Source organism: Nonomuraea typhae, from assembly GCF_009760925.1.
GTDB classification, from domain to species: domain Bacteria; phylum Actinomycetota; class Actinomycetes; order Streptosporangiales; family Streptosporangiaceae; genus Nonomuraea; species Nonomuraea typhae.
This window is the reverse complement of record NZ_VRLV01000001.1, coordinates 1162247-1175835: the sequence shown is the minus strand read 5'-3', so window position 1 is coordinate 1175835 and position 13589 is coordinate 1162247. Positions and strand designations below refer to the sequence as shown.

Here is a 13589-nt window from a genome sequence, read left to right as displayed (position 1 = left end):
ACGTCGGCTACCCCTGGCCCCCCTTAGGGTCGTGATGATGTTCCCCGCCCTGGTGCGGCCGCTCAAGCTCGCACTGTTCACGGGCACGGCCGATCCCGCCCCGCTCGCCGGCCGCCGCCTGCGCTACGCCGCGCCGGAGGCCGTCTTCCCGTTCACCTTCGACGCGGTACGGCTGGCGGACGCGATACTCGCGCTGGTCATCTACCTGACCACCTCCTCCGACCTCTGGGCCAGGCTCGAGGAAAGGGGCATCACCCAGCCTCCGCAGCTTCCCTTCATCCTCACGACGCTGTGCTACTCGCTGCCCGTGCTCGTGCGCGATCGCTGGCCGATGGCCGCCTGGCGCCTCGCGATCGGGCTGCTGCCGGTGGCCCTGTACCTGGACAGGTGGATCGACGGCTTCAGCCCCCAGGGCATCACCTACACCTGGCCCATGATCACGATGTACGTGCTGGTCCTCTACACCGTGGCCTCCAGGACCGAGATGCCCGTCGCCGTCGCCACCTGGGTCGTGTCCATCGTCTTCCTCGCCTCGATCAACGTGTACGTGCTGGCGGTGGGCGGGATCATCTTCGCCGTGCCGATCGTGCTCGGCTACAACGTGCGGGCCCGGCGGCAGGCCGCCGTCAAGTTGGCCGAGGAGGAGAAGCTCAAAGGGGCGGCGGAAGGGGCGCAGGCCGTCCTGGAGGAACGCGCGCGCATCGCCCGCGAGCTGCACGACGTGGTCGCGCACCACATGTCGGTGATCGCCATCCAGGCGGAGGCGGTGCCGCTCAAGGCCCGCGGGAACGCCAAGCAGCTGGAGGAGGGACTGGCCGAGATCCGCGCGCTCTCGCTGGAGGCCATCGCCCAGCTCCGCCAGGTGCTCGGCGTGCTGCGTGACGCCGACGGCCGCAAGGAGACCGCGCCCCAGCCCGATCTCGAGCGCGTGAACGAGCTGGTGGCCAACGCACGGGCGGCCGGGCTGGCCGTACTCTTCAGAAGATCGGGAACCACGGAAGGGGTGCCGCAGGCCGTGGCGCTGTCGGCGTACAGGATCGTGCAGGAGTCCCTGAGCAACGTGATGCGGCACGCGCCGGGCGCGACCGTGTCCCTGGAGGTGGCGCGGACCGGGAGCGAGCTCGTGGTCCGGGTCGCCAACGGGCCGTCGAAGCATCCCGTCGCCCGGCCCGCGGCGAAGTCCGCCGGGCACGGGCTCGTGGGCATGCGCGAGCGGGTGGAGATGCTCAGCGGGAGCCTGGAGGCCGGGCCCATCGACGACGGGTTCGAAGTGGTCGCGCGGCTTCCGGTGGGTGCGGCGTGATCCGGGTTCTCATCGCCGACGACCAGGGCATGGTCAGGACCGGCTTCACGGTCTTCCTCAGCGCGCAGCCGGACATCGAGGTGGTGGGCGAGGCGGCCGACGGGCGGGAGGCCATCGAGCGGGCCGTCGAGCTGCAGCCGGACGTGGTGCTGATGGACATCCGAATGCCGGTGATGGATGGCCTGGAGGCGACACGCCGGATCTCCGAGCACGCCGAGATTTCGGCGAAAATCCTGATCCTGACGACGTTTGATCTGGATGACTACGTGTACGAGGCGCTGCGGTCCGGGGCCAGCGGGTTCCTGTTGAAGGACGCCTCCGCCGTTCAGCTCGCCGAGGCGGTCCGGGTGGTGGCCGCCGGCGAGGCGTTGCTGGCTCCGGCCGTCACCCGGCGGCTCATCCGGGAGTTCGCCCGGCTCGGCGGGCCGCGCGCCCCGTCCGCCCGGCGGCTGGGCGAGCTGACCGAGCGGGAGACCGAGGTGCTCGTGCTGGTCTCGCGGGGGCTGTCCAACCAGGAGATCGCCGGCAAGCTGGTGTTGTCGGAGCAGACGGTCAAGACCCATGTGGGGCGGTTCCTGACCAAGCTGGGGCTGCGCGACCGCGCTCAGGCCATCGTCTACGCCTACGAGAGCGGGCTCATCCGGCCGGGCGACTGAGACCCGGACAACCCGGCACGGGCGGGCGGCGGGTTGCGTTCTGCCCGCCCGTGCCCGGCGTGGGGTGTCAGCTCGCGACGGTGACGTTCGTGCTCCGGCCGTCGGGGACGTTGACGACGGTCACGGTGTACGTGACGCCGTCGATCACCTTCTGGGTGCCCGGCTTGCGCCGGCCGTCGACGGTCAGCCACCGGTGCCCGGCGGGGAAGCGGGCCTCCCAGGCGATCTTGGCGCCGGTGCGGTTGGTGAACGTGGTCGAGGCCCGGCCGTCGTGGCGGACGTCCACGGTGCCCGCGCCGACGGGGATCGCGGCCACCTGGAGCCAGGGGATGTCGCCGGGCAGGCGGGACTGCGTGGCGACGGCTCGCCTCGGGGCGTCGGGCTGGACGCCCATCAGGCCCTCGACCGTCTGGCTGACCAGGGTGAACGGAACCTCCGGGTAGTCGCCGTTGAGGCCCTGGCGGTTGCTGACGTGGCGGGTTTCACGCTCGTCGTAGACGTGCTGCATCCACTTCCAGGCCGTCTCGTTGCGGTTGTGGCGGAAGAAGGTGTCGGGCAGGTAGGTGATGGCCTCGATGTTGGCCGGCCGCCCTGCGCCGGTGGCCTCGGTGTCGATGAAGTCCAGGTACGCCTCGTTGCGCGGGCCGGCCTCGACGATGCCCTTCATCGGCATGAACCAGCTGTTCTCCTTGCCGAAGCCGGTCAGCGGGGTGCCATCGATGGTGTAGGCGCGGACGAACTCGCCGGTGCCCGGCTTCACGCTCCAGGTCTGGTTGAAGTACCGCTTGAGGTCCGTGGCCTGCCGGGCGGTCGTGCGGGCAAGCCGTACCTCGTGCTTGTCCTGCGCCATCTCGGCCAGGGCGCGGAATGCCTGGTACTGGGCGCCGATGCCGTCGCCCGCCTCGGCCAGGGGCTCCCGGCTGACCTCGTTGTAGCTGGCCACGCCCTGGAAGATGCCCTTGCCGGTGCCCTCGGCCACGCCGTTCGGCCTGGCGCCGTCGTGCTGGGCGACGAAGCCGGTGGTGGCGTTGCGGTAGTAGTCCCAGAAGACCGGGTCGTCGAGGTAGGAGCGGTCGCCGGTCCAGCGGAATGCCTGGTTGGCCTTCTCGACCAGTTCGAAGGTGGCCGGGACCTCGCGCACGAAGTTGACCGGGGACTTGTAGTCGATGGTGTGCCAGGTCTTGGCGTCGAAGTTGATCGCCCACACCGGGTAGTACTTGTGCTCGGGCGTGGCGGAGGCGGCGAAGGAGCGCAGCATGTTCTTGTTCTCCGCGGAGAAGCCCAGAATCTGGGCGCCGGCGAGCTGGTGGGCCAGGTCGCGGGAGTAGTAGGCGGTGCGGTGGGCGTAGCCCGCCCAGTAGGTCGGGGTGTACGGGGCTTCGCCGGGGTCGACCGGGTTCGTGGCGCCGATGTTGATGGGGCCGACGACGCCGTCCTGGTGGACCCAGCTCGCCGCCTTGGCCTTGGCCCAGTCGAACATCGCGACGATCTTGGTGTTGCCCGAGGTGATCACCGGGCTTGCCGGGGCGGCCGGGGAGATCATGAGGTCGTCGGCGTTGACCCAGCCGTTGCCGGAGCCGAAGGCGATCTCCAGGGTGTCGCCCGCGGTCAGACTGAGGCCGGTCAGGGTGTAGCGGCTGTAGATGCTGCGGGCTGGGAGGGTCACGGAGTCCGCCTGGGCGCCGTTGACCGTGGCGGTGAAGGTGCCGCCCGCGCCGCCGGTGGCGATCCAGGCGGAGATCGAGTAGCGGCCGGTGGCGGGCACGGTGATCGTCTGGCGGACGCTCTTGCCCGGGCCGGAGTCGAGGTAGATGAGGCGGGTGCCGCCGTGCGGGTTGTTGGTGGCCACGCCGGTGCCGGGGGTGAAGGTCCAGGCTTCGGCGCCCTTCTCGAAGCCGGGGTTGAGGATGACGAGCGGGGGTGTGGCGGTCCGGGCCTGGGCTTGGGCGGGGGTGACGAGGGCGGCGGCGAGCAGGGTGGTGGTTAACACGATGCGTTTCATGGGGTCTCCCGATGATCGGATGAATCGTGCGTGTATCAGAGGTCTGGATATGTCGCTCTATGTCGTGTTCGTGGCGCTTATCTGGGCGTAGGGCGGTTAGCTGGGCATAGGGCGGTTAGCTGGGCGTAGGGCGTGCTCGTGGTGGTGGTACGGCGTGGCCGCGCCGTACCGGCTGTGCGGACGGCCGTGCCATGCCGGCTGACTGGCCGCGCCGTACCGGCTGCGGGGACGTCAGGCGCGCGGCGGGGCCGTGGAGCCGCGCACGACCAGGTCGGGGCTGAACAACAGCTCGCCCGAGGGCACCTCGCGGTTGCTCACCAGGGCGACCACGCCCCTGGCGACCTCCTTGGCCAGGCGGTCCACCGGCTGGCGGACCGTGGTCAGCGGCGGGTCGGCGAACTCCATGATCATGGAGCCGTCGTGGCCGACGACCGAGAGGTCCGCGGGCACCGACAGGCCCTCGCGGCGGGCACCGCGGATCACCCCGAGCGCCATGAAGTCGCTGGCCGCGACGATCGCGGTGACGTCCTGTTTGAGCAGGCTGAGCGTGGCCGACTGGCCGCCCTCGATGGTGTAGTGCTGGCGCACGATCCACGGCTCGCAGTCGGGCACGCCGCGCCGGGCCAGCGCCGCGCGGAAGCCCTTGACCCGCCGGTCGGCGGGCTGGTTGCCGGCCGGGCCCGAGGCGATGCCGATCCGCCGGTGGCCCAGCGCCCACAGGTGGTCGACGGCCAGTTCGGCCGACTGGTAGTCGTCCGTGGAGTACACCGGCGCGTCGTGGCCCTCGAAGCCGCCGTTGACGCCGACGAACGGGATGCGCCGGGCGGCGAGGATGTTGAACGTTTCGGGGTCGGCGCCTTCGACGGTGTTGCTGGCCGACAGGAACACCACCGCCGCGACCCCGTGGTCGGCCAGCGAGGTGACGAACTCGCGTTCCTGTATGCCGCCGGGCAGCGCCGGGCAGAGCACTCCCTTGAGCCCGTGGGGCGCGAGCGCGGCCTCCATCAGCTCGGCGGCGTCGGAGAAGAACGGGTTGGACAGCCAGGGCGTGATCACGGCGACGATCTGGCCGCGGGTGGAACGTTCGTATCCGAGCTCGTTCATGGCCCGCTCGACGGCCTCGCGGGTCTTGGCGGCGACGCCGGAGCGCCGGTTGATCACCCGGCTGACCGTGGCCTCACTCACGCCCGCCCGGGCGGCCAGCTCGGTGATGCCGATCTTCACGGGGTCCCCTCCAGAATCGCCAGCCCCGAGGGTGGCACGCTCAGCACGCTCAGGCCGGGCTCGAGCCGCCGCTCCGCCCGCTCGATGATACGGCCGGCGGCGTCGTGGACCACGGTCGCGAAGGCGCCTCCCGGCCCGGTGACCTCGAGGACGAGCCGTGGCGCCGCCGTACCGTTGACCAACGTGATCTTACGGTGCCGCGCGGTGTCCAGGGCCGCCACGCGCGCGGCGCTCACGGTGATCACGCAGGCGTCGCCGCGCTCGGCCCGCACCACCGGATACAGCTCGTCGGGCCGCCCCGGCTCCACCTCGCCGTCCAGCAGCAGCGGGCGCAGCCGCCGCCACTGCGCGAGCCAGAAGCGCAGCATCGCGCGGTGGTCCGCGCTGAGCCCCGCGAGCCGCGCGGAGATCTGCGGTACGGCGTGCAGCGCGCCGATCAGCTGCCTGGCGGCGCTCGCGGGCGGCGCGGCCGGGTCCCACATGAGCATGTCGGCGTGGACGGCGCCGCCCACGGCCAGCAGCCCGACGTCGATCGTGCGCACCCGGTTGGCCACGGCGTCGGCCGGGCAGTCGTCGGCCCGCAGCATGGTGCCGAACCCGGCCATGCCGGGCCCGGTGTACGGCTGGCGCAGCTCGGTGAGCTTCCCCGGCCCGAGCGCCTGCCGTACCTCGGTGAGCAGGAGGCGCATGGCCACGCCCACGTCGGTGACGTCGCCGTGGGCCGGTTTGCCGGCGTAGACCATGGCCTCGTCGAGAAAATCGATTTTCAGGCCGTCGAGGCCGTAGTCGCGTACCAGCCGGGCACAGGTCTCCACGACGTGGCGGCGGACCTCGGGGTGGCGGGGGTCGAGAACGCGGGCGCCGGGCGAGCCGCCGGACGCCGGGGCATACTGGGCAAGCCGGTCGAAGCAGTCGGCCTCGGCGCCGAGCAGCAGGGGCGCCACCCAGAGCATGTAGGTGAGCCCGAGCGCCTGGACCCGGGCAACATGCCCCGCCAGATCCGGAAATTTCGTGACATCCGGACGCCAGTCGCCTACGCCCGCATAACCGCGCCCGTTCCCCTTCTCCTGCCACCCGTCGTCCACGATGACCACACCGCACCCCAGCTCGGCGGCCAGCCGCGCCTCCTCCTCCACGGCCGCCGCCTCGACCGCCTGGCTGAAGCCGTACCAGGTCGAGTAAACCGGCACCCGAGCCGCCTCAGGCACCGGCGCACGCCCCGCCCCCGCCGTCTCGCCCGCGAGTCCAGCCCGCGGCACCGCCGTCCCAACCGCAAGCCCCGGCGGGCCCTCCGCAAGCCCCGGCGGGCCCTCCGCAAGCTCCGGCGGGCCCTCCGTAAGCCCTGGCGGGCCCCCCGCAAGAGCCGCTGGCCCCTCCGCAAGACCCGCTAGCCTCTCCGCGAGTTCCGACCGCAGGAGCCGCATCGCCGTCGCCACGCTCGCCGCGCGCGGCGCCAGCAGCAGCCGGTACGGCAGGCCGCCCGGAACCCTCAGGTGAACCACGAAGACCTTGTTCTCCTCCGACACCCCGAAGCGCATCGAGGATTCCGGCACCGGGTCGGCGGCGGCGAAGGTCAGCATGGTTTCCCCTGCGCTGTCGTACAGGCACCCCGCGGCCGCCCCCTTGACCAGCGACGTCTCGGCCCGTCCCGCCCAGTCGGCGACGATGGTGCGGCTCCAGCGGCAGTCGGGGTGCCAGAAGCCCACCGCGTCCCCCAAGGGGACCGACAGCCTGATCTCCAACTCCTCCTCGGAGTGGATCTCGAGGACGGCGGCGCCTCCGGGCCCGGGCGTCAGCTCCCAGCGGGCGGAGGCGGGCAGGACCGCCAGCCGTACGTCGTCGAGCAGGGGCGCGGTGGGCGCGGGGGCCAGCCCGGCCGTGGTGACGCTCACTCTTTCACAGCTCCAGCGAGAAGTCCGGACACGAAGTGTCGTTGCAGCAACAGGAACAGCACGGCCATCGGCAGGGCGGCCACGGCGGTGCCGGCGAGGATCTGGCCGTAGTCGGTCTCGGTGGCGCCCTGCAAGGAGGCGATGGCGAGGGGGATGGTGTAGGCGTCCTTGGTCCGCAGGGCGATGAGCGGCCAGACGAAATCGTTCCACTGGTAGAGGAACAGGTAGATGCCCAGGGCGGCCAGCGCCGGGCGCATCGGCGGCAGCACGATCCGCACGAACAACCGCAGCTCACCGCAGCCGTCGGCGCGCCCTGCGGCCAGCAACTCGTCCGGCAGGGCGGACATGCTCTGCCGCATCAGGAAGATGCCGAACGGCAGCGCCAGGTTCGGTAAAACGATCGCCTGGTAGGTGTTGAGCCAGTCGAGCGCCAGCATCATCTTGAACAACGGCACCAGCGTCACCTGGCTGGGGATGACCAGGCCCAGCATGAGCAGGCCGAAGAGCGGTTCCCTGCCCCTGAAGGAGTACTTGGCGAAGCCGTACCCGGCCAGTGTGCAGACCGCGCCGGACAGCACCGTATAGACGAGCGAGATCAGCAGGGAGTTGAGCACGGTCCGGCTGAAGCCGATGCCCTGTTCCAGGTTGGCGAGGTTGTCCAGGAGGTGGCCGCCGGGGAGCAGGGGCGGCGGGCTGCCGAAGATGTCGCCGGTGTCGTGCGTGGCGCCGACGGCCAGCCAGTAGAACGGCACCAGGACGACGGTGACCGTGATGAGCAGCGACGAGGTCAGCATCACCCTTTTCATGATTTGTCACCCAGGAACCTGAACTGGACGATGCCGAGGATCGCGATGATGACGGCCAGCGCGTAGGCGATGGCCGAGGCGTAGCCGAAGTCGAAGTAGCGGAAGCCGTTGACGTACAGGTACATGCCGAGCGTCAGAGTGGCGTTGTCGGGGCCGCCGCCGGTGAGCACGTACGGCTCGTCGAACAGCTGCAGGGTGCCGATCGTGGACATCACCACCGTCAGCAGCAGCACCGGCCGCAGCCCAGGCAGCGTCACGTGCCGGAACCGCCGCCAGGCGCCCGCCCCGTCCACGGCCGCCGCGTCGTAGTGGTCCTTGGGCAGCGACTGCAGCCTGGCCAGGTAGATGACCGCGTTGTAGCCGGTGTAGTGCCAGGTCAGCGCCAGGCCCACGGCGATGCGCGCCCACAGGGTGTCGGTCAGCCAGGGCACCGCGGGGATGCCGAGCAGCCCGAGGAACCAGTTGACCAGCCCGCCCTGCGGGTTGAGCAGGACGCCGAACAGGATCCCGTACGCCACCAGCCCGGTCACCATCGGCAGGAAGAAGCCCAGCCGTAGAAACGATTTAAGCGCGAGCAGCCGGGAATTGAACGCCACCGCCAGCCCGATCGCGATGCCCAGCATGACCGGCACCTGCACAACGAGGATGAGCGCGGTGTTGCGCAGCGCCGTCCAGAACAGCGGATCGTTCACCAGCCGCGCGTAGTTGGCCCCGCCGGCGAACGTCTGCAGCGCGCCGTCGGTCCGGAACAGGCTCAGCACGAACGACCAGGCGATCGGATACAGCTTGAAGATCGCGAACAGCGCCACGGCCGGCAGGACGAACAGGTACGGCGCCGCCTTCCACACGGCGGGGCGGCGCGCGGCGAACGCCGTCACCGGAGGACCTTCCTGCCGGTCTGCTGGCCGATCAGGTCGGCCGCCTCCTTGAGGACCGCGGCCGGGTCGGCGCCCTTGAGCAGCACCTTCGTCTGGGCGTCGGTGACCGCCTTGAGCGCGCGGGGGTAGTCGGCGGAGTAGTTGGTGACGTACGAGGGCTGCTTGAGCGCGCCGAGGAAGATCTCGCCCTTCTTCTGGCCGCCGAAGAACGCCGACTCCTCGTGGAAGACCGGATCGTCGTAGGCGGCCATGAGCGCGGGGGCGATGCCCTTGCCCTTGTAGATCGCGACCTGGTTGCCGGGGCGGGTCAGCACGTACTCGGCGAAGGCGAAGGCCGCCTCCCGGTGCCTGCTGGTGCCGGCCACGGCCAGGTGGGTCGAGTTCACCACGGCCGCGACCTTGCCTCCGGCGGTGACGGCCGGCGGCAGCCGTACCCTCCATTTGCCCTTCTCGGCGGGGACGGTCTCCTCGATGATGCCGCCGAACCACGTGGGCATCGGCTGGACGGCCACGCTGCCCTTCTTGATCGAGCCGATCATCGCCTCCCAGCCGCCGCCGTAGTCGGCGACCAGGCCGGCGTCGTTGAGCTTCTTGACGATCGTCATCGCGGTGACGCCGGCGGGCGAGTCGAGGGTGATGTTGCCCTGCATGTCGAAGTAGAAGGCGTCCTGGAGCTGCATGAGCGCCTGGAAGAGGTTGGCGGAGTCGGCCTGGGTGGCGGCCTTGTCGATGCCGAGGAGCTGGACTCCGGTCTTCTCCTTGAGCTTGGCGCCGGCGTCGATCAGCTCGTCCCAGGTGGCGATGGCCTCGACGTCGACGCCGGCCTTCTCGAAGAGGTCGGCGCGGTAGTAGAAGCCGGCCGAGTTCGCCTCCCAGGGCAGGGCGTAGACCTTGCCGCCGCGGCTGACGGTCTCCCACATGCCCTGGGCGAACCCGGTCTTGTGCCGGCCGGCGCCGAGGGGGGTGAGGTCGGCGAGGCCGTCCGGAAATTTCTCGATATACGCGGGCAGATAGTCGACGCCGATGTGCAGCACGTCACCCAGCCCCTGCCCGCCCGCCGCCAGCCCGGTCGTGATCTTGTCCCAGATGGCCGGGTTGCCGATGTCCTGGACGTCCACCTTGATCCTGGGGAACTCCTTGGTGAACGCCGGGACCAGCTCCTTCATCATCGCCGCCGGCCCCTGCCAGCTCCACACGGTGATCTCGCCGGACGCGGCGGTGCCCGTGGGACCGGGCCGAGCCGATTGACCGCCGCCTCCCCCGCACGCACTGAGCAGAGTGCCCCCGGCGGCCAGGGCGCTGAGCTGGAGGAAACGGCGACGGTCCATGGGCGTGTCTCCTGTGGGGGTGCGAGAGGACGTGCCGGGGACGCTACCGGGGCATTTCCGGACTTGCAATCCTTCAATGAAAGTTTTCGTGATTCTGTGACTGCCACACCGCAAGCCACCGGTGGCGTACAGTCGGCTTCGTGGATCCGGTCGAGCTGTTCCATGACGTGGCCGCAACCGTGCCCGCCTACCGCGCCTTCCTGGCCGAACACGGCATCGACCCCCACAACACGGCCTTCCACGACCTCCCCCTGACCGGCAAGGACGCCTACACCCGCCGCCACCCCCTGCCCGACCTGTGCCGGGGCGGCGTGCTCGGCGACATGATCGCCGTTTCCTCCGGCTCCACCGGCGAACCGTCGTTCTGGCCCCGCTCGGCCGCCGACGAACGCGTCATCGCCGACCGCTTCGCCGAGGTCTTCGACACCTTCGACGGCCGCTCCCGCCGCACGCTCGCCGTGATCTGCTTCGCCCTGGGCACCTGGGTGGGCGGCCTGTTCACCCTCAACTGCCTGCGCCACCTGGCCGAACGCGGCTATCCGATCACCGTCGTCGCCCCCGGCAGCGACAAACGGGAGATCCTTCGCGTCATCCCGCCCCTGGCGCCCTGCTTCGACCAGGTCGTCCTGCTCGGCTATCCGCCGTTCCTCAAGGACGTCATCGACGCCGGCACCGGCTGGGACGCATGGGACCTCAAGCTCGTGACCGCGGGCGAGGTGTTCAGCGAGGAGTGGCGCACGCTGGTGTGCGAGCGCGCCGGCATCGCCGACCCCGTGCGCGGCACCGCCAGCCTGTACGGCACGGCCGACGCGGGCGTCCTGGGCAACGAGACGCCGCTGTCCATCGAACTACGCCGCTTCCTGGCCGCCCGGCCCTCGCTCGCCCGGTCGCTGTTCGGCGAGTCCCGCCTGCCCACGCTGGTGCAGTACGACCCCGGGGTGCGCTACTTCGAGGAGATCGACGGCACCTTGGCGTTCACCGGGGACAACGGCATCCCGCTCATCCGCTACCACATCGCCGACGAGGGCGGCGTCATCCCCTACGCCGACATGCTGCGATTCGCCGCCGGCCACGGCTTCACGCCCGCGTCCACCGGCCCGGAACGCCCCTTCGTCTACGTCTTCGGCCGCAGCCATTTCACCGTGTCGTACTACGGGGCCAACATCTACCCGGAGAACATCGCCGTCGGCCTGGAGCAGCCGGAGATCAGCGGGTCGGTGACGGGCAAGTTCGTGATGGAGATCGTGGAGGACGGCTCCCACGACCGCCACCTGACCATCACCGTCGAACTCGCCCCCGGCACCGCGCCCTCCACCGACCTCGCCACCCTGGCGGGGACGTCCATCCTCACCCAGTTGCGGCGCCTGAACAGCGAGTTCACGGCGTATGTGCCGGCCGTCCACCAGAACCCCTTCATCCGCCTGCGCCAAACAGCCGACCCCGAGTATTTCCCGCCGGGCGCCAAACACCGCTACACCCGGTAGCTGCGCGCACCTGATTGGCTGCGCCGTTAATGTCGGCGCGTTTCTTGCGGCGCGTTTCTTGCGGCGCGTTGTTTCAAGCGTTGTTACGGCGGAGCCGAGCAGACGCCACCCGCCGTCGCGGGCGGGCGCCGATCGTGGGGGTCGCTTCTCACGTCGGACGTGGTCCCCGCCGTCACGGCCCCCGTCGGCCACCCACGGGGTTTCCTCCTCCTGACCCGTGGCTTGGCACGTGCCAACAGCCGACCAGCCCCGAGGGCGTACTGGACCGGAGGCGTACTGGCTGAAGGCGTGCCGGCAGGGGGCGCTGAGCGGCAGTGTGGCGAGCCCTGGCCGAGTGGGATCGGGAGCCGAGTGGGATCGGGAGCCGGGTGAGGTGGGAGCCGGGTGAGGTGGAAGCCGGGTGAGGTGGAAGCCGGGTGAGGTGGGATCGAAGTAGGTGGGTGAGCCGGTGGCGGGGTGGTGGGTAGGGGGTTCGGGGCCGGGGAGTCCGGGGATGGGGAGGCAGGTGGGGTGGGGCGCCGGTCGGGGCGGTGGCGGGCGGCGCGGCCCCGCGGGGGGATGGACGCCCGGTGCCGGGAGCGTGCCTGGGCGGTGGGGTGTGCGGCGATGGGGTGTGCGGCGGTGGGGTGGGGCGGGGTGAGGTGTGAGTTCGGCAGGGCATGTCAACCGCCGGCGCCGCTCCGGCGTCTCCTGACGAGCAGTGGCCATTGCCCTTACCTGTCAAGGAGTTCACCGGGGTTCCGGTCGACTCCTGAGCCGGAACCGGGCATCCTGGGGACCGGGCGGGTGACCGTACGGGCACCTTGGGCGAGCCTCGGGGTTGCGCGTAACAGGGCAACTGCTCGCGATGATGAACATCTGACGATGATGTTTCGTCATCACTCGACTCCTTACCTTCACTTTGGTGAGTCGAAGGGACGAGAGGGTCCGCGTCGTCCTGCGGGAACAGCACGCCGCGGGTGTTTCCCTCTCGTCCCCTAAGGGGTACTGGGGCCCCGAAATGTGAAATCGAGAAATCGCCCCGAGGTTTCTTCCCGGGGTGATTCTTCGGGTGGGAGCGCGGCCTGGGACGCGGTCGTTCTCACGTCTGCCGTGCGCGCTTGAGCCAAGAGCGTATCCGACTTCTCCATGCCACGGTGTTCAGAGGCGACACCCCACTGGTCGACAAATATCTCCCGCGTCACTCGGCATGCGAAAGTAAGGAGTGATCTTTTTCGTGGGGCATTCGCCGGCGCGCTTCTGGAATGCGACTCGGCAGTTTTCCGCGGCGGGAGCCGTACCGGCCAGGGGTTAATGACACAGTGTCAGCTTGACGACGGCCCCGCAGCTTTGTGACACTGTGTCGTGAAACATCAGTCCAGTGCGGGGTGAGCCGTGACGTCGTTCTCCGAGATCCTGAAGACCGCCACCTGGGCCGACCACGAGTCGGCCGAGGACGAGAGTTACCTCAAGGAACTCATGGGCGGGCGCCTGAGCACGGAGGAGTACGGCGAGATGGTCGCCCAGCACTACTTCGCCTACCTGGCCCTCGACGGGGCGTCCAAGGCACTGGCCGGGCACCCGGTCGCGGGGCGGTTCGTCTTCCCCGAGCTCTACCGGCAGGAGGCGCTCGAGCGCGACCTGCACACCGTTTACGGGCGTAACTGGCGGGCGCGAATCGGACCGTCGATGGCCACCCAGACGCTCGTGGCCCGGATCAACCAGGTCGCCTCCTGGCCGGGCGGGTACATCGCCCACCACTACACCCGGTACATGGGCGACCTTTCCGGCGGCCAGTTCATCCGGATGGAACTGCAGAAGATCTACGGGTACGGCAGGGACGGCGGCGTCGACTTCTACATCTTCGACGAGGTAGGCAGCCTGCCCCGGTTCAAGAACGAGTACCGGGCTCGGCTGGACGCCCTTGACCTGGACGAGCGCGAGCAGCAGCGGATCATCCGCGAGGTGAAGCTGGCGTACCAGCTCAACACCGAGGTTCTCGCCGAGCTACTTCACTCGGTCAAGGCGGCGGCCTAG

Annotated in this window: 10 protein-coding genes; 4 read left to right on the top strand and 6 right to left on the bottom strand. The window is 70.0% G+C overall.

Annotated elements, in window-relative coordinates:
* Nucleotides 1-37: 37 nt before the first annotated feature.
* Together FVE25_RS05445 and FVE25_RS05440 are read left to right on the top strand one after the other, a co-directional pair.
* The gene (locus FVE25_RS05445) at nt 38-1303 is read left to right on the top strand and encodes a sensor histidine kinase (protein ID WP_157245229.1); all 1266 of its coding nucleotides are present in this window, start codon (nt 38-40) and stop codon (nt 1301-1303) included.
* A complete protein-coding gene (locus FVE25_RS05440) occupies nt 1300-1959 on the top strand; it encodes a response regulator (RefSeq protein ID WP_157245228.1) in 660 nt (219 codons plus the stop codon). Before FVE25_RS05445 ends, FVE25_RS05440 begins: the two co-directional genes overlap by 4 nt.
* A 67-nt stretch (nt 1960-2026) precedes the next feature.
* On the opposite strand, the gene FVE25_RS05435 is transcribed toward FVE25_RS05440, so the two are convergent.
* The 6 genes from FVE25_RS05435 to FVE25_RS05410 form a co-directional block, all read right to left on the bottom strand.
* The gene (locus FVE25_RS05435) at nt 2027-3961 is read right to left on the bottom strand and encodes a CBM35 domain-containing protein (protein WP_157245227.1); all 1935 of its coding nucleotides are present in this window, start codon (nt 3959-3961) and stop codon (nt 2027-2029) included.
* A 231-nt stretch (nt 3962-4192) separates the two neighbouring features.
* Nucleotides 4193-5185 (bottom strand): LacI family DNA-binding transcriptional regulator, encoded by a 993-nt coding sequence (locus FVE25_RS05430; RefSeq protein WP_157245226.1) that lies wholly within the window; start codon nt 5183-5185, stop codon nt 4193-4195.
* A complete protein-coding gene (locus FVE25_RS05425; RefSeq protein WP_219825310.1) occupies nt 5182-7077 on the bottom strand; it encodes a glycoside hydrolase family 36 protein in 1896 nt (631 codons plus the stop codon). Before FVE25_RS05425 ends, FVE25_RS05430 begins: the two co-directional genes overlap by 4 nt.
* Nucleotides 7074-7883 carry a carbohydrate ABC transporter permease gene (locus tag FVE25_RS05420; protein ID WP_157245225.1) on the bottom strand — a complete coding sequence of 270 codons (810 nt, stop codon included), beginning with the start codon at nt 7881-7883 and terminating at the stop codon, nt 7074-7076. The genes FVE25_RS05425 and FVE25_RS05420 overlap by 4 nt, the downstream gene beginning before the upstream one ends.
* Nucleotides 7880-8761 (bottom strand): carbohydrate ABC transporter permease, encoded by an 882-nt coding sequence (locus FVE25_RS05415; RefSeq protein WP_219825309.1) that lies wholly within the window; start codon nt 8759-8761, stop codon nt 7880-7882. Before FVE25_RS05415 ends, FVE25_RS05420 begins: the two co-directional genes overlap by 4 nt.
* Complete coding sequence (locus FVE25_RS05410) at nt 8758-10089, bottom strand: ABC transporter substrate-binding protein (protein WP_157245224.1); 1332 nt, start codon at nt 10087-10089, stop codon at nt 8758-8760. The genes FVE25_RS05415 and FVE25_RS05410 overlap by 4 nt, the downstream gene beginning before the upstream one ends.
* A 140-nt stretch (nt 10090-10229) precedes the next feature.
* On the opposite strand from FVE25_RS05410, the gene FVE25_RS05405 reads away from it, so the two are divergent.
* Nucleotides 10230-11573 (top strand): phenylacetate--CoA ligase family protein, encoded by a 1344-nt coding sequence (locus tag FVE25_RS05405; RefSeq protein ID WP_157245223.1) that lies wholly within the window; start codon nt 10230-10232, stop codon nt 11571-11573.
* Nucleotides 11574-12947: 1374 nt separating this feature from the next.
* Entirely contained in the window at nt 12948-13589 is a 642-nt protein-coding gene (locus tag FVE25_RS05400) for a biliverdin-producing heme oxygenase (RefSeq protein ID WP_157245222.1), read from the top strand.